The 20,418-nt window shown below is 68.5% G+C and carries 20 protein-coding genes; 12 read left to right on the top strand and 8 right to left on the bottom strand.

All coding sequences use genetic code 11. The annotated features are described in order from the left end of the window. Position 1: 1 nt before the first annotated feature. From AC3WQM_RS19330 to AC3WQM_RS19280, 11 genes are all read left to right on the top strand, one after another. Positions 2–415 (top strand): hypothetical protein, encoded by a 414-nt coding sequence (locus tag AC3WQM_RS19330; RefSeq protein WP_492680925.1) that lies wholly within the window; start codon positions 2–4, stop codon positions 413–415. A gap of 163 nt (positions 416–578) precedes the next feature. Continuing rightward, entirely contained in the window at positions 579–3,446 is a 2,868-nt protein-coding gene (locus tag AC3WQM_RS19325; protein ID WP_492680923.1) for an aconitate hydratase, read from the top strand. Positions 3,447–3,450: 4 nt separating this feature from the next. Beyond that, positions 3,451–3,912: a metallophosphoesterase family protein gene (locus tag AC3WQM_RS19320; protein WP_492680921.1), complete on the top strand. Its 462-nt coding sequence runs from the start codon at positions 3,451–3,453 to the stop codon at positions 3,910–3,912. 121 nt (positions 3,913–4,033) lie between these two features. Next, positions 4,034–4,870 carry an iron uptake transporter permease EfeU gene (efeU, locus tag AC3WQM_RS19315; protein WP_492680919.1) on the top strand — a complete coding sequence of 279 codons (837 nt, stop codon included), beginning with the start codon at positions 4,034–4,036 and terminating at the stop codon, positions 4,868–4,870. Between the two features lie 12 nt (positions 4,871–4,882). Beyond that, positions 4,883–6,061: an iron uptake system protein EfeO gene (efeO, locus tag AC3WQM_RS19310; RefSeq protein ID WP_492680917.1), complete on the top strand. Its 1,179-nt coding sequence runs from the start codon at positions 4,883–4,885 to the stop codon at positions 6,059–6,061. Positions 6,062–6,077: 16 nt separating this feature from the next. Continuing rightward, the gene (gene efeB / locus AC3WQM_RS19305) at positions 6,078–7,388 is read left to right on the top strand and encodes an iron uptake transporter deferrochelatase/peroxidase subunit (protein WP_492680915.1); all 1,311 of its coding nucleotides are present in this window, start codon (positions 6,078–6,080) and stop codon (positions 7,386–7,388) included. A gap of 48 nt (positions 7,389–7,436) precedes the next feature. Further along, positions 7,437–8,273, top strand: a complete 837-nt coding sequence (efeO, locus tag AC3WQM_RS19300) for an iron uptake system protein EfeO (protein WP_082818180.1) — start codon at positions 7,437–7,439, stop codon at positions 8,271–8,273. Between the two features lie 139 nt (positions 8,274–8,412). Next, a complete protein-coding gene (locus tag AC3WQM_RS19295) occupies positions 8,413–8,712 on the top strand; it encodes a FeoA family protein (RefSeq protein ID WP_070062301.1) in 300 nt (99 codons plus the stop codon). After that, positions 8,705–10,600 (top strand): ferrous iron transporter B, encoded by a 1,896-nt coding sequence (feoB, locus tag AC3WQM_RS19290; protein WP_492680913.1) that lies wholly within the window; start codon positions 8,705–8,707, stop codon positions 10,598–10,600. Before AC3WQM_RS19295 ends, feoB begins: the two co-directional genes overlap by 8 nt. 27 nt (positions 10,601–10,627) lie before the next feature. After that, a complete protein-coding gene (locus AC3WQM_RS19285; protein ID WP_492680911.1) occupies positions 10,628–10,930 on the top strand; it encodes a DUF6587 family protein in 303 nt (100 codons plus the stop codon). Between the two features lie 5 nt (positions 10,931–10,935). Continuing rightward, positions 10,936–12,120 (top strand): FAD-dependent monooxygenase, encoded by a 1,185-nt coding sequence (locus AC3WQM_RS19280; protein WP_492680909.1) that lies wholly within the window; start codon positions 10,936–10,938, stop codon positions 12,118–12,120. A 304-nt stretch (positions 12,121–12,424) separates the two neighbouring features. On the opposite strand, the gene AC3WQM_RS19275 is transcribed toward AC3WQM_RS19280, so the two are convergent. The 4 genes from AC3WQM_RS19275 to kynB all read right to left on the bottom strand — a co-directional run bounded on the left by AC3WQM_RS19275 (position 12,425) and on the right by kynB (position 16,567). Beyond that, positions 12,425–13,678: an SMI1/KNR4 family protein gene (locus AC3WQM_RS19275; protein WP_492680907.1), complete on the bottom strand. Its 1,254-nt coding sequence runs from the start codon at positions 13,676–13,678 to the stop codon at positions 12,425–12,427. A gap of 93 nt (positions 13,679–13,771) precedes the next feature. After that, a complete protein-coding gene (kynA, locus tag AC3WQM_RS19270) occupies positions 13,772–14,632 on the bottom strand; it encodes a tryptophan 2,3-dioxygenase (protein ID WP_492680905.1) in 861 nt (286 codons plus the stop codon). After that, entirely contained in the window at positions 14,629–15,909 is a 1,281-nt protein-coding gene (gene kynU / locus AC3WQM_RS19265; RefSeq protein ID WP_492680903.1) for a kynureninase, read from the bottom strand. Before kynU ends, kynA begins: the two co-directional genes overlap by 4 nt. A 13-nt stretch (positions 15,910–15,922) precedes the next feature. Continuing rightward, the gene (gene kynB, locus AC3WQM_RS19260) at positions 15,923–16,567 is read right to left on the bottom strand and encodes an arylformamidase (RefSeq protein WP_492680901.1); all 645 of its coding nucleotides are present in this window, start codon (positions 16,565–16,567) and stop codon (positions 15,923–15,925) included. 175 nt (positions 16,568–16,742) lie between these two features. Between kynB and AC3WQM_RS19255 the strand changes: the two genes are divergently transcribed. Further along, positions 16,743–17,219, top strand: a complete 477-nt coding sequence (locus AC3WQM_RS19255; protein WP_062477192.1) for an Lrp/AsnC family transcriptional regulator — start codon at positions 16,743–16,745, stop codon at positions 17,217–17,219. Between the two features lie 12 nt (positions 17,220–17,231). On the opposite strand, the gene AC3WQM_RS19250 is transcribed toward AC3WQM_RS19255, so the two are convergent. From AC3WQM_RS19250 to AC3WQM_RS19235, 4 genes are read right to left on the bottom strand one after another with little or no spacing between them, the layout of a single operon-like run. Next, positions 17,232–17,549, bottom strand: coding sequence for a YkgJ family cysteine cluster protein (locus tag AC3WQM_RS19250; protein ID WP_139706510.1), 318 nt, complete (start codon positions 17,547–17,549; stop codon positions 17,232–17,234). Beyond that, complete coding sequence (locus AC3WQM_RS19245) at positions 17,546–18,106, bottom strand: DUF2867 domain-containing protein (RefSeq protein ID WP_159275676.1); 561 nt, start codon at positions 18,104–18,106, stop codon at positions 17,546–17,548. The genes AC3WQM_RS19250 and AC3WQM_RS19245 overlap by 4 nt, the downstream gene beginning before the upstream one ends. 30 nt (positions 18,107–18,136) lie before the next feature. Then, positions 18,137–19,072 (bottom strand): ornithine carbamoyltransferase, encoded by a 936-nt coding sequence (gene argF / locus AC3WQM_RS19240; protein WP_489058009.1) that lies wholly within the window; start codon positions 19,070–19,072, stop codon positions 18,137–18,139. Continuing rightward, entirely contained in the window at positions 19,069–20,280 is a 1,212-nt protein-coding gene (locus AC3WQM_RS19235) for an aspartate aminotransferase family protein (RefSeq protein ID WP_492680899.1), read from the bottom strand. The genes argF and AC3WQM_RS19235 overlap by 4 nt, the downstream gene beginning before the upstream one ends. Positions 20,281–20,418 lie beyond the last annotated feature (138 nt).

Below are 20,418 nucleotides of genomic sequence, written 5' to 3'. Positions count from 1 at the left end.
CATGTCTGTTTTCGCTTCCCCCCGCTTCCTGTCGAACGTGATGTGGGCCGATGCCGCTTCGTGCGCCGCGACCGGCGCGCTGCAGGTGGCGTTCACCGACGTCCTTGCCACCCTGACCGGCCTGCCGGCCTGGCTGCTCATGGGCACCGGCGTGTTCCTGCTGGCCTATGCGGCCGCCGCCGCCTTCATGGCCAGCCGCGCCACGCCGCCGCGCACGCTGATCGGCCTCGTGATCGTCGGCAACTTCGCCTGGGCGGTGGCCTGCGTGGCCCTCCTGGTGAGCGGCGTGTTCGCGGTCACTGCGCTCGGCATGGCCTGGGTGCTGGCGCAGGCGCTGTGCGTCGTCGTGCTGGCCGAGCTGCAATGGACCGGGCTGCGCCGCACCCGGGGTGCTACCGATATGGCGATGGCCTGAGCGTCTGACCGTCCGCCCCGCGCCCGCTGCACCCCGTGCGGCGGGCGTTTTTGCTATGAGAACGATAGTTCCGGGAGAGCCCGACAAGGAAGACCGACTACAGCCACTGACATTGAACCTCGCTATCCTTGAGGAGCTTCCACGAACACACAGGAGTCTTCTCATGGCCAAAGCCCCGGCGCACGCGTTTGCGTCCACCCTCAAGACCTTCAAGACCGCGTCGGGCAAGTCCGGCAAGTACTGGTCGCTGAAGGAACTGGCCAAGCAGTACCCGACCGTGGAACGCCTGCCGGTGTCGATCCGCATCGTGCTCGAGTCGGTGCTGCGCAACTGCGACGGCCAGAAGGTGTCGGCCAAGCACGTCGAGGAGCTGGCCCACTGGGCGCCCAACGCCGAGCGCACCGACGAAATTCCCTTTGTCGTCACCCGCGTGGTGCTGCAGGACTTCACCGGCGTGCCGCTGCTGGCCGACCTGGCCGCCATGCGCAGCGTGGCCGCCAAGCTGAACAAGTCGCCCAAGACCATCGAGCCGCTGGTGCCCGTCGACCTGGTGGTCGACCACTCGGTGATGGTCGACTACTACGGCACGCCCAAGGCGCTCGACCTGAACATGAAACTGGAGTTCCAGCGCAACAACGAGCGCTACCAGTTCATGAAGTGGGGCATGCAGGCCTTCGACACCTTCGGCGTCGTGCCGCCGGGCTTCGGCATCGTGCACCAGGTCAACCTCGAATACTTTGCGCGCGGCGTCTACAAGAGCCCGGCCGACAAGAGCGACACGCCGGTGTACTACCCCGACTCGCTGGTGGGCACCGACAGCCACACCACCATGATCAACGGCATCGGCGTGGTCGGCTGGGGCGTGGGCGGCATCGAGGCCGAGGCCGCCATGCTGGGCCAGCCGGTCTACATGCTCACGCCCGACGTGGTGGGCTTCGAGCTCACCGGCAAGCTGCGCGAAGGCGTCACGGCCACCGACCTGGTGCTGTACGTCACCGCCATCCTGCGCGGTGAAAAGGTGGTGGGCAAGTTCGTCGAGTTCTTCGGCCCCGGTGCCGCATCGATCGCGGTGCCCGACCGTGCCACCATCGGCAACATGGCGCCCGAGTACGGCGCCACCATGGGCTTCTTCCCGGTCGACGAGATGACCGTGGCCTACTTCGAAGGCACCGGCCGCACCAAGGAAGAAGTGGAGCGCTTCGCCGCCTACTACAAGGCGCAGGGCCTGTTCGGCATGCCCGCCCCGGGCGACATCGACTACACCAAGATCGTCAAGCTCGACCTGGGCACCGTCTCGCCCAGCCTGGCCGGCCCCAAGCGCCCGCAGGACCGCATCGACCTGGGCCACCTGTCGACCAAGTTCGCCGAGCTGTACAGCAAGCCCAACGACGCCAACGGCTTCAACCAGCCGGCCGAGAAGCTCAAGCAGCGTTACCCGCTGGTCAGCGCCGGCCAGGGCGGCGACGAAGAGGCGGCGGCGCCGCCCGCCGGTTCGCCGCGCGAACTGGTCGAGATGGTCGCCAACCGTTCCACCAAGGCCGCGGCCCACACCAGCGCCACGGCACCGTCGGCGCCCAAGGGCGACGTCACCATCGGCAACGGCGACGTGCTCATTGCGGCCATCACCTCGTGCACCAACACCTCCAACCCGAGCGTGATGCTCGCGGCCGGCATCCTGGCCAAGAAGGCGGTGGAAGCGGGCCTGAAGGTGCAGCCGCACATCAAGACCTCGCTGGCCCCGGGCTCGCGCATCGTCACCGAATACCTGGAGAAGGCGGGCCTGCTGCCGTACCTGGAGAAGCTGGGCTTCTACCTCGCGGGCTACGGCTGCACCACCTGCATCGGCAATGCCGGCGACCTCACGCCCGAGATCAACGAAGCCATCACCAAGAACGACCTCATCGGCGCGGCCGTGCTCTCGGGCAACCGCAACTTCGAGGCGCGCATCCACCCGAACCTGAAGGCCAACTTCCTGGCCTCGCCGCCGCTGGTGGTCGCTTTTGCCATCGCGGGCAACGTGATGACCGACCTCATGACCCAGCCCGTGGGCAAGGGCAAGGGCGGCAAGGACGTGTACCTGGGCGACATCTGGCCCACGCCGAAGGAGATCGACGACAACCTGCGCTTCGCGATGAACGCCAAGTCGTTCCGCGCGAACTACGAGAAGGTCAAGAGCGATCCGGGCAAGTTCTGGACGAGCATCAAGGGCACGACCGGCCAGGTGTACGACTGGCCGACCTCGACCTACATCGCCGAGCCACCGTTCTTCGAAGGCTTCCAGATGCAGCCGCACGCGTCGGATGCCGGCATCCAGGGCGCGCGCATCATGGCGCTGTTCGGCGACTCGATCACCACCGACCACATCTCGCCGGCCGGCTCCATCAAGGAAAGCTCGCCTGCGGGCATCTGGCTCAAGGCGCACGGCGTGCCCAAGGCCGACTTCAACAGCTACGGCTCGCGCCGCGGCAACCACGACGTGATGGTGCGCGGCACGTTCGCCAACGTGCGCATCAAGAACCTGATGATTCCGCCGGATGCCAACGGCACGCAGGAAGAGGGCGGCGTCACGCTGTTCCAGCCCGGCAACCAGAAGATGTTCATCTACGACGCCGCCATGAAGTACATGGAAGCGGGCACGCCCACCATCGTGTTCGGCGGCGAGGAGTACGGCACGGGCTCGTCGCGCGACTGGGCCGCCAAGGGCACGCAGCTCTTGGGCATCAAGGCCGTGGTGGCGCGCAGCTTCGAGCGCATCCACCGCGCCAACCTGGTCGGCATGGGCGTGCTGCCGCTGCAGTTCCGCGGCGCCGACTCGTGGCAGACGCTGGGCCTCACGGGCGAGGAAAAGATCGACGTCGTGATCGGCGGCGAACTCAAGCCGCAGATGGACGTGAAGCTGGTCGTGCACCGCGCCGACGGCACGCACCAGGAGGTGACGGTGCGCCTGCGCATCGACACGCCGATCGAGGTCGACTATTACAAGCACGGCGGCATCCTGCCGTTCGTGCTGCGGCAGTTGCTGGCGGCCTGATCGCTTGATCCGCGTCGGGCTCATCTCCGACACCCACGGCCTGCTGCGCCCGCAGGCCGTGGCGGCCTTGCAGGGCAGCGACTTCATCGTGCACGGCGGGGACATCGGCGACGCCGGCATCCTCGACGCCCTCGCCGCGATCGCGCCGCTGACGGTGGTGCGCGGCAACAACGACCGCGAGGCGTGGGCCGGGGCCATTCCAGAGACGGCATTCCTGAAGGTCGGCGACGTGCATGTCTACGCGATCCACGACCTTTCTCAGATCGACATCGACCCCGCCGGTGCCGGCGTGCGTGTCGTGATCTCCGGCCACTCGCACCAACCCAAGGTCGAAGAACGCGACGGCGTGCTCTACGTGAACCCGGGCAGCGCCGGCCCGCGCCGATTCAAGCTGCCTATCGCCGTGGCCGAACTGATCGTCGACGGCGACACCGTCGGCGCGCGCATCGTCGAACTGCCCCTGTGAGCGGGGCGGGGTCGAATACCCCTAATTGAGAATAAATCTTATTTGATGGGGTATCCTCGGGCCGTTCTTTGAAAAATGCACCACATCGGGGCATTTTCAAAGAACGTTCTTCTGTTCCGAGATGCTCATTCCCTTTCTCATCATGCTGCGCGAAGGCATCGAGGCCGCGCTGATCGTCGGCATCGTTGCCAGTTACCTGAAACAAAGCGGTCGCGGCAGGCTGATGCCCGCGGTGTGGGTCGGCGTGCTGCTGGCCACCGCGCTGTCGCTGTTCGCCGGTGCCGGCCTGCAACTGCTGGCGGCCGAGTTTCCGCAGAAGCAGCAGGAGCTGTTCGAAGGCGTGGTGGGGCTCATCGCCGTGGTCATGCTGACCTCGATGGTGTTCTGGATGCGCAAGGCGGCCCGCTCCATCAAGGGCGAGCTGCATGCGTCGATCGACAAGGCGCTGGCGCAGCATGCCGACGGGCAGGGCTGGGCGCTCATCGGCATGGTGTTCCTGGCGGTCGCGCGCGAGGGGCTGGAGTCGGTCTTCTTCCTGCTGGCCGTGTTCCAGCAGAGCACCGGCTGGGAAGCGCCCGTGGGCGCGCTCGCGGGCATCGCCGTGTCGGTGGTGGTCGGCTGGGGCATCTACTCGGGCGGCGTGCGGCTCGACCTGCGCCGCTTCTTCCGCTTCACGGGCCTGTTCATCCTGCTGGTCGCAGCCGGGTTGCTGGCCGGCGTGCTGCGCAAGCTGCACGAGGCCGGTGTGTGGAACCAGCTGCAGACCGTGGTGTTCGACATGAGCGAAACCCTGCCGATGGACAGCCCCGTGGGCGCCGTGCTGTCGGGCCTGCTGGGCTACCAGGCCGCGCCCGTGGTGGGCGAGGTGATCGTCTACCTGGCCTTCCTGGCCGTGGCCCTGTTCTTCTTCCTGCGCCCGGCCGCCGCGCCGGTGCCGCGCACGGCTGCCGCCAGCTGATCTTTTTCCCCGATGTCTTCTTCCTCTTCTTCGTCATCGACGCTCATGCGCGTCGCCGTGGGCGCCTCGGCGCTGCTGGTCGTCGCCGGGCTCGCGGCCTTCTGGTACGCCTCGAACGAGGCGCGCAAGGCGCCGCCCAAGGCGGTCGACCATGCCGTCACCGTCACGATCCGCGGCAACGCCTGCGAGCCGAACGAGATCACCGTGCCCGCGGGGCGCACGACCTTCACCATCGTGAACCAGTCGAACCGCGCGCTGGAGTGGGAAATTCTCGACGGCGTGATGGTGGTGGAAGAGCGCGAGAACATCGCGCCCGGCTTCTCGCAGACCATGACGGTCAAGCTCTCGCCGGGCGACTTCGCCATCACCTGCGGCCTGCTGAGCAACCCGCGCGGCAAGCTGCACGTCACGCCGTCGGCGGCCTCGCTGGCCGAGGAGGCGCGGCCCTCGCTCGTCAACTACGTGGGCGCGCTGGCCGAGTACCAGGTGTTCCTGCGGCTGGAGGCCGCCACGCTCGACGACGCGGTGCGCGCGCTGGCCGACGCCGTCAAGGCGGGCGACCTGGCGCAGGCGCGCGCGCTCTACGCGCCGGCCCACCAGGCCTACAAGCGCATCGAGCCGATGGCCGAGCTGTTCGCCGACCTCGACGCGCGCATCAACGCCCGCGCCGACTACTTCGAGAAGCGCGAGGCCGACCCGGGCTTCAGCGGCTTCCACCGCATCGAGTACGCGCTGTACGGCCAGGGCGATGCGAAGGCGCTGGCCCCGGTCCTCGAGAAGCTGCTGGCCGACGTCGAGACGCTGCAGGCGCGCCTTCGCGCACTGAGCGTGCCGCCCGAGCGGCTCGCCAGCGCCGCCTCGAAGCTGCTGCGCCGCGTGGCCGACAACCTGCCCGCCGGCGGTGAAGACCACTACGGCCATGCCGAGCTGGTGAACCTGCAGGGCAGCTACGAAGGCACGAAGAAGATCGCCGACCTGCTGCAGCCGCTGCTCGTGAAGGCCGCGCCCGCGCAGCAGAAGGCCGTGGACGAGCGCTTTGCCGCCTTCGACGCCGCACTGGCGCCGTACCGCGCCGGCGAAGGTTTCCAGCCCGCGCCGCTGGACGACGCGCAGCGCCAGGCGCTGGCCGTGCCGGTGCGCGCGCTGGCCGAGGAACTGGGCAAGGTGAACGCCGCGCTCGGTCTGGAATGAGTTGAGAACGAACGCCATGGAACAGACGAAGAAGAACGACCCCGTCGCGGGACATCCCGCCTCGCCGCACCGCCGCCGCATGCTCGGCGCCGCGGGCGTGGCCTTTGCCGGGCTCGCCGCCAGCGCGCGCGCCGGCGCGGCCATTCCGGGCACGCCCGACACCGGCGCACAGGTCACCGACGCACCGCAGAGCACCCACACGCAAGACCGCGTGCCCTTCCGCGGCAAGCACCAGGCGGGCGTGGTCACGCCGCGTCCGACGGCCGGCATGATCGCCTCGTTCTACGTGCTGGCCGAGAGCCGCGCCGACCTGGAGCGGCTGATGCGCACGCTCACCGAGCGCATCGCCTTCCTCACGCAGGGCGGCCCGCAGACCGACCCCGACCCCAAGCTGCCGCCCGCGGGCTCCGGCATCCTCGGCCCGGTGGTGCAGCCCGACGGGCTGACCGTGACCGTGTCGGTCGGTGCCTCGCTGTTCGACGAGCGCTTCGGCCTCGACAAGAAAAAGCCGCTGCGCCTGAAGCCGATGCAGCGCCATCCGAACGACGCGCTCGATGCGGCGCTGTGCCACGGCGACCTGTCGATCCAGTTCTGCGCCAACACGCCCGACACCAACATCCACGCGCTGCGCGACATCATCAAGAACACGCCCGACCTGCTGGTGCTGCACTGGAAGCAGGAGGGCTCCGTGCCGCCGATCCCGGCCGTGGCGGGCCAGCCGGCGGAGAGCGCGCGCAACTTCCTCGGTTTTCGCGACGGCTCGGCCAACCCCGACTCGGCCGACGACACGCTCATGAACAAGCACGTCTGGGTGCAGCCGAACGGCGACGAGCCCGCCTGGGCCGTGGGCGGCAGCTACCAGGCGGTGCGCATCATCCGCAACTTCGTCGAGCGCTGGGACCGCACGCCGCTGCAGGAGCAGGAGGCCATCATGGGCCGCCTCAAGCCCAGCGGCGCGCCGCTGGACGGCGGCAAGACCGAGCACGACGTGCCCGACTACACGAAGGACCCCGAAGGCAAGGCGACGCCGATGGACGCGCACATCCGCCTGGCGAACCCGCGCACCAAGGCCTCGGACGCCAACCTGATGCTGCGCCGGCCCTTCAACTACTCGAACGGCGTCACCAAGTCGGGCCAGCTCGAGATGGGCCTGCTGTTCATCTGCTACCAGGCCGACCTCGAGAAGGGCTTTGTCGCCGTGCAGACCCGCCTCGACGGTGAGCCGCTCGAGGAATACATCAAGCCCATCGGCGGCGGCTTCTTCTTCACGCTGCCCGGCGTGCAGGGCGCCGACGACTGGCTCGGGCGCAGCCTGCTGGCCGCCTGAGCCTTGCTTTCCCTTTTCATCACCACCGCATCGCATCCAAGGAGATCCATGACCGTGCAGTTCCGCCGCCGCTTCCTCGCCGCTTTCGTCGCAGGCTTTGCCGGGCTCTACGCCGTCGGCGCGCAGGCCGCCGTGTCGCCGCTCGAGCTGGTCGGTCCGATCTCGGACTACAAGATCTACGTGACGCAGAACGTGCGCAAGCTGGCCGCCGACGTGCGCGTGTTCACCGCCGCCGTGAAGGCCGGCGACATCGAGAAGGCCAAGAAGCTCTACGCGCCCACGCGCACCAGCTACGAACGCGTGGAGCCCGTGGCCGAGTTGTTCACCGACCTCGACCAGTCGATCGACTCGCGCGCGGACGACCACGAGAAGGCCGAGAAAGACCCGGCCTTCATCGGCTTCCACCGCATCGAGTACAGCCTGTGGACGCTCAAGAGCACCAAGGACCTGAATCCCGTGGCCGACAAGCTGCTGGCCGACGTGCTCGAGCTGCAAAAGCGCCTGGGCGCGCTGACCTTCCCGCCCGAGAAGGTCGTGGGCGGCGCCGCCGTGCTGATGGAAGAGGTGGCCGCCACCAAGATCTCCGGCGAGGAAAACCGCTACAGCCACACCGACCTGTGGGATTTCCAGTCGAATTTCGAGGGCGCCTACAAGATTGTCGAGCTGCTGCGCCCACTGGTCGTGAAGCAGGACAAGCCGTTTGCCGAGAAGGCCGACGCCAACTTCAAGGTGGTGTTCGACACGCTGGCCAAGTACCGCACGGCCGACGGCGGCTTCGAAACCTACTCGAAGCTCACCGAGCGCGACCGCAAGATGCTGGCCGGCCGGGTGAATACGCTGGCCGAAGACCTCTCGAAGCTGCGCGGGATGCTCGGATTGAACTGAATCCGGCCCTGGGGGCGCCGTTTCCTGGCCGACACCCGGTACTTTTTGGGGTTGGTCAGGTTTTCGCGAGTGAGAATTGCTAGCATCTGGCTTTTGCTTACTGGCGTGCCCCGGGGTTTCCGGGGGGCGCACCTCCACCGTGCGAAACAACGACCTCGGCGCAGCGCCGACCACCACCGCGCTGAGCCTCGACCAGCTTCCGTCCCATCAGTGGGCCACCGTGCTCGACGTGGCCCGCCCCGACAGCGCGGACGACCGCGAGCTGGTGCTGCGCCTGACCGAAATCGGCTTCGTGCCGGGCGAGGCCGTGCGCATCGTCGCCACCGGCACCCCGGGCCGCGAGCCGCTGGCCGTGCGCCTGGGCCACACCACCTTCGCGCTGCGCCGCCACGAGGCCGCGCTGATCCACGTCACGCCGGGGGCCGCGAACCATGGTTGAAGCCGTCATCCAGGGGCCGGGCCGCCTCGGCGCCACCGCGCAGCCCGGGCGCATCGCGCTGCTGGGCAACCCGAACTGCGGCAAGACCGCGCTCTTCAACCTCCTGACCGGCAGCCGCCAGAAGGTGGCCAACTACGCCGGCGTGACCGTCGAGCGCAAGGAAGGCACGCTGCGCACGCCGACCGGCCGCCGCGTCTTCGTGCTCGACCTGCCGGGCGCCTACAGCCTGAACGCGCTGAGTGCCGACGAAGCCGTCACGCGCGACATCGTCACCGGCCAGAGCAACGAGGCACTGCCCGATCTGCTCGTGTGCGTGACCGACGCCACCAACCTGCGCCTGAACCTGCGTCTGGTGCTCGAAGCGCGCCAGCTGGGCCTGCCGATGGTGGTGGCGCTCAACATGACCGACATGGCCAAGAAGCAGGGCATCGCGGTCGACACCGCCGTGCTCTCGCGCGAACTCGGCGTGCCGGTGATCGAGACCGTGGGTGTCCACACCGGTGGCGCGAAGAACCTGCTCGAAGCGCTCGACGCACCGGTCGCCGCCGCCGCGCCGCAGCCGTGGCAGGCGCCCGGCCTGGACGACGTGCTCGCCACGCAGCGCGAGGTGCGCCGCATCCTCGGCCTGGCCGTGAAGGAGCCCGTGGGCAGCCTGGACACCAGCGACCGCATCGACCGCGTCGTCATGCACCCGGTGTGGGGCATGCTGGTGCTGGCCGTCACCATGTTCCTGATGTTCCAGGCCGTGTTCAGCTGGGCCAACGTGCCGATGGACGCCATCAAGGCCGGCACCGAAGGTCTGGGCAACCTGATCAAGGCGCACATGCCCGAAGGCATGCTGCAGAGCCTGCTGGTCGACGGCGTGATCGCGGGCGTGGGCGGCGTGATCGTGTTCCTGCCGCAGATCCTGATCCTGTTCCTGTTCATCCTGGCGCTCGAAGACTCCGGCTACCTGCCGCGCGCGGCCTTCCTGCTCGACCGCCTGATGGGCACCGTGGGCCTGTCGGGCCGCTCGTTCATTCCGCTGCTGTCGAGCTTTGCCTGCGCCATTCCGGGCGTGATGGCCACACGCACCATCAGCAACTGGCGCGACCGCATCACGACCATCATGATCGCGCCGCTCATGACCTGCTCGGCGCGGCTGCCGGTGTATGCGCTGCTGATCGCGGCCTTCATTCCGGCGCGCACCGTCGGCGGCGTGTTCAACCTGCAGGGCGTGGTGCTGTTCGCGCTGTATGTGTTCGGCATCGTCTCGGCGATGGCCGTGGCTTGGGTCATGAAGCGCTTCCGCGACAGCACGAGGCATTCGCCGCTCTTGATGGAGCTGCCGGCCTACCGCTGGCCGAATCCACGCAACCTGCTGCTCGGTTTGTACGAGCGGGCGTGGATCTTCATCCAGCGCGTGGGCACGATCATCCTCACGCTCACGATCCTGCTGTGGTTTTTGTCGACCTTCCCGTCGCCACCCGAAGGCGCGACCGGCCCCGCCATCCAGTACAGCCTGGCCGGCATGATCGGCCGCGGGCTGGAGCACATCTTCGCGCCCATCGGCTTCAACTGGCAGATTTCCATCGCGCTGGTGCCGGGCATGGCCGCGCGCGAAGTCGCGGTGGGCGCGCTGGGCACGGTGTACGCGCTCTCGGCCACCGGCGACGACGTGGCCAGCGCGCTGGAGCCGCTCATCGCCGGCAGCTGGTCGCTGGCGACGGCGCTGTCGCTGCTGGTCTGGTACGTGTTCGCGCCGCAGTGCATCTCGACGCTGGCGGCCGTCAAGCGCGAAACCGGCTCCTGGAAATACGTGTGGATCATGGCGGGCTACTTGTTCGCCCTGGCATACGTGGCATGCTTCTTGACCTATCGCATTGCACTCGCTTTCGGCGCGGGGTAAAACCACAGGGAAAGGGTTGAAGAAGACATGACACAGCAACTGATCGTCGGATTGATCGTCGCGGCCGCCGCGCTCTACGCGGTCTGGCGCTGGATGCCTGCCGGCTGGCGCCGTGGCGCCGCGCGCAAGTTCGCGGCCGGCACGCAGCGCGCGGGCCTCGTCGATCAGGCCCGCGCCGATCAACTCGCCGCTTCGCTGGCCAAGACCTCGGGCTGCGGCTCGTGCGACAGCTGCGGCAGCTGTGCCCCCAAGAAACCCGCTGGCGCCGACCCGGCCGACAGCCACAGCAGCCCCGCGCTGACCTCCACCACGCCCAGCACCGGACGCTGAGTCCGATGCCCGCGCACATCCTCGTCGCCGGGGGCGGGATCGGGGGGCTGGCCACGGCGCTGGCGCTGTCCCGCGCTCACCACCGCGCCGACGTCTTCGAACAGGCCGCCGACTTCGGCGAAATCGGCGCCGGCGTGCAGCTCGGCCCCAACGCCACCCGCCGCCTTCAGCAACTCGACCTTGGCCGCGGCCTCGACGCCATCGCGGCGCGCCCCGAGGCGCTGGTGGTCCACAGCGCCGGCAGCGGCGCCGAACTGGCCCGCATGCCGCTGGGCGATGCCATGCAGCAGCGCTACGGCGCACCGTACTGCTGCGTGCACCGCGCCGACCTGCACACGCTGCTGCTCGACGCCGTGCGCGCGCAGGGCACGGGCTCGCTGGTCACGGCCGCGCGCATCCGGCAGGTCGAGACCAGCGACGACCTCGTTTGCGTCTCGAGCACCGACGCGCGTGCGTGGGAGGGTGAGGCGCTGGTGGGCGCCGATGGCCTGTGGAGCCTGGTGCGCGCGCAGCTCGAATCCGAATCTGCCGAAGTGCCGCCGCGCGTGACCGGGCACACGGCCTGGCGTGCGTTGGTGCGTCAGGCCGATCTGCCTGCGCCGCTGCGTCGTTCGCGCGTCGATGTGTGGCTCGGGCCGCGTTTGCATGCGGTCGCGTACCCGGTGCGCGCGGGGGATGCGCTCAACGTCGTCGTGATTGCCGAATCTGCACCCGCTGGCGATGCGCGCGATTGGGATCAGGCCAGCAGCCTGGTGGCACTGAAGCAGGCGATGGGTCGCAGCTGTGCGAGCCTTCAGTCATTGCTCGACGCCATGCCGAGCTGGCGCGCGTGGACGCTGAGCGATCGGGCGCCTGTGGCCGGACCTGGTGACATGGCGCATGAGCGCGTCGCGCTGGTGGGCGATGCTGCGCATCCGATGGTGCCGTACCTTGCGCAAGGGGCGGGCATGGCGATCGAGGATGCGATCGCATTGGCGGATGCCTTGGGCGATACGTCGGCGTTGGGTGTGCCGGCTGCGTTCGCGCGCTATGCCGAGGCGCGCTGGGAACGCAATGCGCAGGTGCAGGCGCGGGCGCGTCGCAACGGTGAGATCTTTCATGCCACGGGGGCGGTGCGCTTGGGGCGCGACGTGGCGATGCGGGTGTTGGGTTCGCGGCTGCTGGATCAGCCGTGGTTGTACGGGGGCTGATTCTCGGGAGCGCTCGTTGTTGGCGCTCCTGTTCGGGGTCCGTGCACAGGGCACCGGGTACTCCCCTCCGCGAATGTCCCCCGCCTTCGGCTCCTCCTTGATTTCGCTGCGGGGAGCACCCGATGCCCTGTGTACCCGGGCACGCTGCTGGTGCTCGCTGATCAACGACCTCGGCTGACAATGATCACGCTGATGGGGTGCCTTGCGCAGCGAAATCAAGGAGGAGGGGCGAAGCCCCGGGGGACATTCGCGGAGCAAGGTGCCCCGTCGGCGTGATTGCGCCCTGAATAAAGGCCTCAACGCGTCAGAGCCGGAACGTCTGCAGATGCTCGATGCGCTCAGCAAGACCTTCCTGCCCCAGGTAATGCCCCTGCGTCCCATCGCGCATCTGCGCGAGCGTGGTTTCCAGTTCGACCAGCATCGCGTCGCGATCGGCCACGAAGGCCGGCGGCACGTCGATGCCGATCTGCGTGCAGGCGTCGGCGATCAGGTGTGCGCTGGCGGGCGCGCCGCAGGCCGCGCACTTCACGATGGCCGCCACGGTGGGCTCGGCGCCGTTGTCCAGCAGGGCGCGCGTGAGTTCGGGCGAGATCTGGCCGTCGATGTTGCGCAGCACGTCGGGCGCGACCGGCGCGCCTGCGCGCACCAGCGCTGCCGCGGCGGCGAAGGCGCTGTGTCCCACGGCCACGTCGGTGGCGAGTGCACTGCCTTCATGCGGCCCTTCGAAGTTCAGGCCCGCGGCGGCAAGTTCGGCGACCAGCGCAGCGTCGTCGGTGGCAATCGCGTGGCGCAGTGCCGCGCGTGCGAGCGCCGGGTGATGGCGCAGCGTGCCGTCGGCCAGCGGCGTGCGCCAGTCGACGATGGCGCGGCAATAGAAGGTGACCAGCTTGTCCATCAGGTCGAGGTCCAGCCCGTAGCCCTCATGGCGGTCGTCGAGATAGGCGAGCAGTGCCTGCCCCGAGAAGTAGTCGCCCGTCGGCGCCAGCGGGTCTTCGTCGAGATGCAGCGCCGCGAAGGCACCATACAGGTCGGCCGCGACGGGGCTCAGGCCGTCCTCGTGCAGCGCGTGGGTCCAGGCCGGCGGCAGGCCCTGCTTCCACGCGATGACCTGGCCGTGCGTGGCGCCGGGCTCGACCACCGCGTAGACGCGGTCGCAGTACTCGAAGCCGCCGAAGGGCAGGTGCGTGAGCTTGCCGCTCCAGGGCGTGCCGCTGTCTTCGGCCGCTTCCTCGGCGAGTTCCTGCTCATGTTCGATCCAGCCCTGCAGGTCGCGGTAGCCGTCGCTGCCGTCCCAGAACAGCTCCGACCAGCTGACGCTTTCGACGTTGCCGTTCATCGGCAGCGCCAGGTCGTAATCGAGGCGCCCGCCCGCCGTGTGCTGCCACAGCGCGACCAGCGCTTCGGGCAGCGGGCCGGCGCACAGCGCTTGCACCGCGTCGATCTGCTGCTGCGGCATCGGCGGCTGCGCGTCGAAGATCACGCGATCGGCGAACAGCACGACGCCGTGTTCGCGCAAGGTGGAGAGCTCTTCAACAGAGAACGAGGTGTTGTTGTTCATGGCAGCAGCCTCCGTGTTCTCCAAAATGTAGCGCTTTGCGCCGATGGAGCAACCCTCGTTCGCCCGGGGCCACCGCGAACCCCGCATGTCGCGCTACAGATCGGTGCGCAGCTTCCAGATCTCGGGGAACAGCACCACGTCGAGCATCTTGCGCAGGTAGCTCACGCCGCCCGTGCCGCCGGTGCCGCGCTTGAAGCCGATCACGCGCTCCACGGTGGTCACGTGGCGGAAGCGCCAGAGGCGGAAGGCGTCTTCGAGGTCGGTGAGTTTTTCGCCGAGCTGGTACAGGTCCCAGTGGTTGTGCGGGTTGCGGTAGACCGTGAGCCAGGCGGCCTCGACGCCGTCGCTCGATTCGTAGGGCTGGGTCCAGTCGCGCTCCAGGCGGTCGGCGGGCACGGGCAGGCCGTGGCGTGCGAGCAGGCGCAGCGACTCGTCGTACAGAGAGGGCGCGCGGTAGGCCGCGTCCACCTGCGCGAGCAGGTCGGCGCGGTGCGCGTGCGGCTTGAGCATGGCGGCGTTCTTGTTGCCGAGCAGGAACTCGATGCAGCGGTACTGCGCACTCTGGAAGCCGCTGGAGTTGGCGAGGTAGGGGCGCATGGCTGTGTACTCGGGCGGCGTCATGGTCGAGAGCACGGTCCATGCGCTCACCAGCTGTTCCATGATGCGGCTCACGCGCGCGAGCATCTTGAAGGCGTCAGGCAGGCGCTCTTGCGCGATGCACTGCACGGCGGCGTGCAGCTCGTGCAGCATGAGCTTCATCCAGAGTTCGCTGGTCTGGTGCTGCACGATGAACAGCATCTCGTCGTGCGCGGGCGACAGCGGGTGCTGCGCGTTCAGGATCTCGTCGAGGTGCAGGTAGTCGCCATAGCTCATGGACTTGCTGAAGTCCAGCTGAGCCTTCTCTTCGTGGACGATGGACTCGGGGGTCTTGTTGTTGTCGTTGTCGGTGCTCATGTCACTGCGTTCTTGCGGTTGAATTCGGCGCGTCGCCACTCGCCGGTCTCGAGCACCTGCACGAGGTGTTCGACCGAGTGCCACACGTCCTCGAAGCCGAGATACAGCGGCGTGAAGCCGAAGCGCAGGATGTCGGGCATCTGCGAATCGCCGGCGCGGTAGTCGCCGATCACGCCGCGCGCGATCAGGGCCTGCACGATGGCGTAGGCGCCTTCCTCGCGGCTGAGGCACACCTGCGAGCCGCGCAGTGCGTGGTCGCGAGGCGTGACGAGCGACAGGCCCTGGCCGGCGCAGCGTTCTTCGACCAGGCGGATGAACAGGTCGGTGAGCGCGAGCGACTTGGTGCGCAGCGCGGCCATCGCACCGCCGGTGCCGTTGAAGGCTTCGGCGGCCAGCACGGTGTCGAGCCCGCATTCGAGGCCGGCCAGCGCGATGACCGGTTGCGTGCCGCACAGGTAGCGACCGACGCCCGGCGCGGGGCGGTAGTGCGGCGTGAACTCGAAGGGCGCCGCGTGGCCCCACCAGCCCGACAGCGGCTGCTCGAACTGGCCCGCGTGCTTGGTGTTCACCCACGCGAAGGCCGGCGCGCCGGGGCCGCCGTTGAGGTACTTGTAGCCGCAGCCGATGGCGTAGTCGGCGTTGCTGTCGTTCAGTGCCACGGGCACGGCGCCCGCGCTGTGCGCCAGGTCCCACACGGTGAGCACGCCCGCGGCGTGCGCGGCGGCGGTGACGGCCTTAACGTCGTGCATGGCGCCGGTGCGGTAGTTGACGTGCGTGAGCATGAGCACGGCGACCTCGTCGGTCAGCGCAGCAGGCAGCTCGGCTGCATCGATCAGCTTCAGCGTGAAGCCGCGTTCGCGGCACAGCGATTCGGCGATGTACAGGTCGGTGGGGAAGTTGCTGCGCTCGCTGATCACCAGCTTGCGGCCGCTTGCCTTCTGCTGCGAGAGCGCCGCGAACAGCACCTTGTAGAGATTGACGGAGGTGCTGTCGGTGCACACCACTTCGCCGGGCGCGGCGCCGATCAGGCGGGCCACCTTGTCGCCCAGGCGCTGCGGCAGGTCGAACCAGCTCGCGGTGTTCCACGAGCGGATCAGGCCTTCGCCCCATTCCTTGGCCACCACGTCGGCGATGCGCGCGGGCGCGGCCTTGGGCAGCACGCCGAGCGAGTTGCCGTCGAGGTAGAGCACGCCCTCGGGCAGGGTGAATTGGTCGCGCAGGGCGCGCAGCGGGTCTTGCGCGTCGAGGGCGCGGCAGTCGGCGAGGGTCGTCGTCATGGAAGGGAGGGTTTCAGCGGGGAAGTTCGCGCAGCACGGCGCGCACGGGGGAGGCATCGGCGCTCGTCAGCTTCAGCGGCAGCGCGATGAGTTCATAGTCGCCCTCGGGCACGTCGTCGAGCACGAGGTTCTCGAGCACGCGCAGGTCGAGGTGGCGGATGCGCTGGTGGCTGTCGAGCGTCTTGCTGTCGGCCGGGTCGATGCTGGCGGTGTCGATGCCGATGAGCTTCACGCCCATGGCCGCCAGGCGTTCGACGGTGGCGGGCGCGTAGGCCGCGAGCTGTGGGTCCCAGTGGTCGACGGGCATGGCCGGGTAGGTGCGCACCAGCACGCGCGGGGGCAGCGTGTCGTTCACGGCATGGGCGATGTGCTCCCAGGTGACCAGCGGGCCGCGGCCGATCGCGTGGATCACGCGGCACGGGCCGAGAAAGGGCGTGAGGTCGACCTGGCCGATGGTCTGGCCTTCGGGGGCGTAGTGCAGCGGCGCGTCGGCATGGGTGCCCACGTGCGGCGACAGCGTGATCGCGCTCACGTTGACCGGACAGCCGGGGCCGATGGTGGCGCACCACTGCTGCGAATACGGCGTGTCGCCCGGGAACACCGGGCTGCCGGCGTGCACGGGGGCGGAGATGTCCCAGAGTCGGAGCGGGGCGGTCATGGCGGGCGGCAGGGCGAAGGAAGAAAAGGGCAGTGTGGGCCGGTTGGTGTCGGTCCACAAGGGGCCGGCGGGTGCCGAATGCTATGCGCAGTGATCGCCATGAGTCGAGAAGTTATCCATCAATCATCGAAAGAATGAATAATCTATTCATTCGACAGGAATTGGAGAACAGATCATGCAAGCCGACCTCGACCGAACCGACCTCCAGCTGCTGCGCGCGCTGCAGGACAACGCCCGCCTGACCTCGGGCGAGCTGGCGCAGATGGCGCACCTGTCGCAGTCGCCGTGCTGGCGGCGGGTGAAGAAGCTGGAGGACGACGGCGTGATCGGCGGCTACCACGCGGGCCTGAACCGGCGCGCGCTGGGCTTCGGCGTGCTGGCCTTCGTGATGGTCGGCATCGACCACCAGACCGAGATCTCGTCGCGCGCCTTCGAGGACGCGGTGTGCGCGATTCCCGAGGTGGTGATGTTCCACGGCATCTCGGGGCCGGCGGATTTCATCCTCGTGGTGGTCGCGAAGGACCTCGATGCGTACTCCGACCTGCTGCAGCGCAAGCTGCACCGCCTGCCGGGCGTGCGCCATGTGCAGACGCATTTCTCGCTGCAGGAGTTCAAGGGGCAACTGGGCGGGTTGCCGGTGCCCGTGGCCTGACCTGGCCTGTCGTCAGTGCAGTTCGTCGGACAGCATCGGCAGCCCATGCCGCAGGCGCGCGCGCTGGCAGGCGTCGCTGCCAGCCTGCAGTTCGTGGCAGGGGTTGGGCCGCCATTCGTAGATGCCGCAGGCCACCGACTGGCCGATCTTGCCGGTGAGCGCGGCGCAGCGCGGCGGCGTGTGGTCGGTGCCGCGCATGCGGCACAGGGCGTCGTTCACGTCGACCGCCAGGCCCGAGGGCACGCGGCCGCCGTGGTCGTCGAGCTCGTGGACGCTGAAGTCGACGCGGTAGCTGGCGCAGCAGGCGCCGCAGGTCTGGCAGGGATTCATGAGGCGAGCAGCGCGGCGTCACGCACGCGCTGCAGCATGCGGCGGCGGATCAGCCCGCTCGCGGGACGGATCAGCAGCCAGTAGGCGGTGAAGCGGCGTTGCGCGGCGGCGTCGCCGCACCAGACCCGGGTGCGGGTGGTGAGGCGCGTGCCCGTGCCTTCGGGCTCGGCCGTGAAGTGGAGCACCAGCTTGGCCAGGCCCGTGGCGTCGAGCGCGGCGAAGGCCGGGCCGTCGGCCAGCGGGACCAGGCCGTAGTCGAAGCGCCAGAAGCGGCCGGCCAGCCCGAAGGCCAGTTCGCGCTCGCCGTCGCGCCCCAGCGGCGTGAAGTCGGCAAAACCGAAGGCCTCGCGCTGGCGCAGCGTGGGAGCGGCCAGCCCGAGCCGGCTGGCCAGCCGGTTCGGAAGTTCGCGCAGCGCGATCAGGCTGCGCGCCACGGGGTCGTCGGTGATCTCGGGGCGGGCCGCCACGTCGAGCACACGCGCGGGCGATGCGGGCACGTGGAGGCTGTGCGTCTCCGCGAACTGGTAGCGCGGCAGGTAGCGGTTCATCAGCTCCATGCGGCGCCTCGTGGGTTCAGTGGATCGATGTCAGAGCCTGCCGAGCAGCAGGAACTCCATCAGCGCCTTCTGTGCGTGCAGGCGGTTCTCGGCCTCGTCCCACACCACCGACTGCGGGCCGTCGATGACTTCGGCCTGCACTTCCTCGCCGCGGTGCGCGGGCAGGCAGTGCATGAAGAGGGCGTCGGTCTGGGCGATGCGCATCATGTCCTCGTCGACGCACCAGTCGGCAAAAGCCTTGCGGCGCGCCTCGTTCTCGGCCTCGTAGCCCATGCTGGTCCACACGTCGGTGGTGACCAGGTCGGCGCCGCGGCAGGCTTCCATCGGGTCCTTGAAGACCTTGTAGCTGTCGCCCGAGCGGATGCCGGCGATCGATTGGTCGACCTCGTAGCCGCTGGGCGTGCTCACGTGCACGGTGAAGCCCAGGATCTCGGCGGCCTGCAGCCAGGTGTTGGCCATGTTGTTGCCGTCGCCCACCCACGCCACCGTCTTGCCCTGGATGGAGCCGCGGTGCTCGATGTAGGTGAAGATATCCGCCAGGATCTGGCAGGGGTGGAACTCGTTGGTCAGGCCGTTGATGACGGGCACGCGCGAGTGCGCGGCGAAGGCGTCGATCTTGGTCTGCTCGTAGGTGCGGATCATCACCAGGTCGACCATGCGGCTGATGACCTTGGCGCTGTCCTCGATGGGCTCGGCGCGGCCCAGCTGGCTGTCGCCCGTGGTCAGGTGCACCACGCTGCCGCCGAGCTGGTACATGCCGGCCTCGAAGCTCACGCGGGTGCGCGTGCTGGCCTTCTCGAAGATCATGGCCAGTGTGCGGTCGACCAGCGGCTGGTGCTTTTCATACGTCTTGAACTTCTTCTTGATGATCGCCATGCGATCGAAGAGGTAGACGTACTCGTCGGCCGTGAAGTCCGAGAACTGCAGGTAGTGGCGCAGGGCGTTCGGTGCGGCGGCGGTCGTCATTGCGCAACGGGCTCCGAGAGGAAGGTTTTGACGATCGGCGCGAGGATCGCAACGATCTCGTCGGCTTCGGCAATGCTCAGGATGAGCGGCGGCACGAGGCGGATCACCTTGTCGGCCGTGACGCTCAGCAGCAGGCCGGCGTCGCAGGCGCGGTTCAGGATCACGCCGCAGGGGCGGTCGAGCTCGATGCCCAGCATCAGGCCCTGGCCGCGGATTTCCTTCACGCCCGGCAGGCTGCCGATTTCGCGCTCCAGTGCGGCCTTCAGGTGCGCGCCCACGGTGGCGGCGTTCTCGAGCAGCTTGTGCTCTTCCATGATGCGGATGGTTTCCACACCGGCGCGCATGGCCAGCGGGTTGCCGCCGAAGGTGGTGCCGTGGTTGCCCGGGCCGAAGATGTTGGCGGCCTTGGGGCCGGCCACGACGGCGCCGATCGGCACGCCCGAGCCCAGGCCCTTGGCCAGCGGCATCACGTCGGGCTTGATGCCCGCCCACTGGTGCGCGAACCACTTGCCGGTGCGGCCCATGCCGCATTGCACTTCGTCGATCATCATGAGCCAGTCGCGCTCGTCGCACAGGGCGCGCACCTGCTTCAGATACTCGACGCGCATCGGGTGGATGCCGCCTTCGCCCTGGATGGTTTCGAAGAACACGGCGACCACGTTGGGGTTGCCTTCGGTGGCCTTCTTCAGCGCCTCGATGTCGTTCAGCGGCACGCGGATGAAGCCTTCGACCAGCGGGCCGAAGCCGGCCTGCACCTTGGGGTTGCCGGTGGCCGACAGCGTGGCGATGCTGCGGCCGTGGAAGGCGGCTTCGTAGACGACGATCTCAGGGCGTTCGATGCCCTTGTCGTGACCGAACTTGCGGGCCAGCTTCAGGGCCGCTTCGTTGGCTTCCAGGCCGGTACAGCAGAAGAAGGCGTTGGTCAGGCCCGACAGCTCGGTGAGCTTGGTGGCGAGCTGTTCCTGGCCGGTCACGTGGTAGTAGTTGGAGCTGTGGATCAGCTTGGTCAGCTGGTCCTGCAGGGCGGGCACCAGCTCGGGGTGGTTGTGGCCCAGCGTATTGACGGCGATGCCGCCCAGGCCGTCGAGGTAGACCTTGCCCGTGGTGTCCCAGACTCGGCAGCCCTGGCCGTGCGACAGCGCGATCGGCAGGCGACCGTAGGTGTTCATGACGTGGGGCGAGGTGGGTTGCTGGGCGGTGGCGCTCATTCGGTACTCCAGATAGGGAACACGAATTCTAGGCGTGCGATTTGACGGCTTCGTTGAGGATTCCGCATCACAGCAATGCCCCCTGTTCAGGATGCAAAAAGGCCGCCGGATAGAATCGCTTGCTGCACCGCAGCACCT

Source organism: Variovorax sp. FW301-JW7 (genome assembly GCF_058788795.1).
The sequence above is the reverse complement of the archived record's forward strand: the minus strand, read 5'-3'. Positions and strand labels throughout refer to the sequence as shown.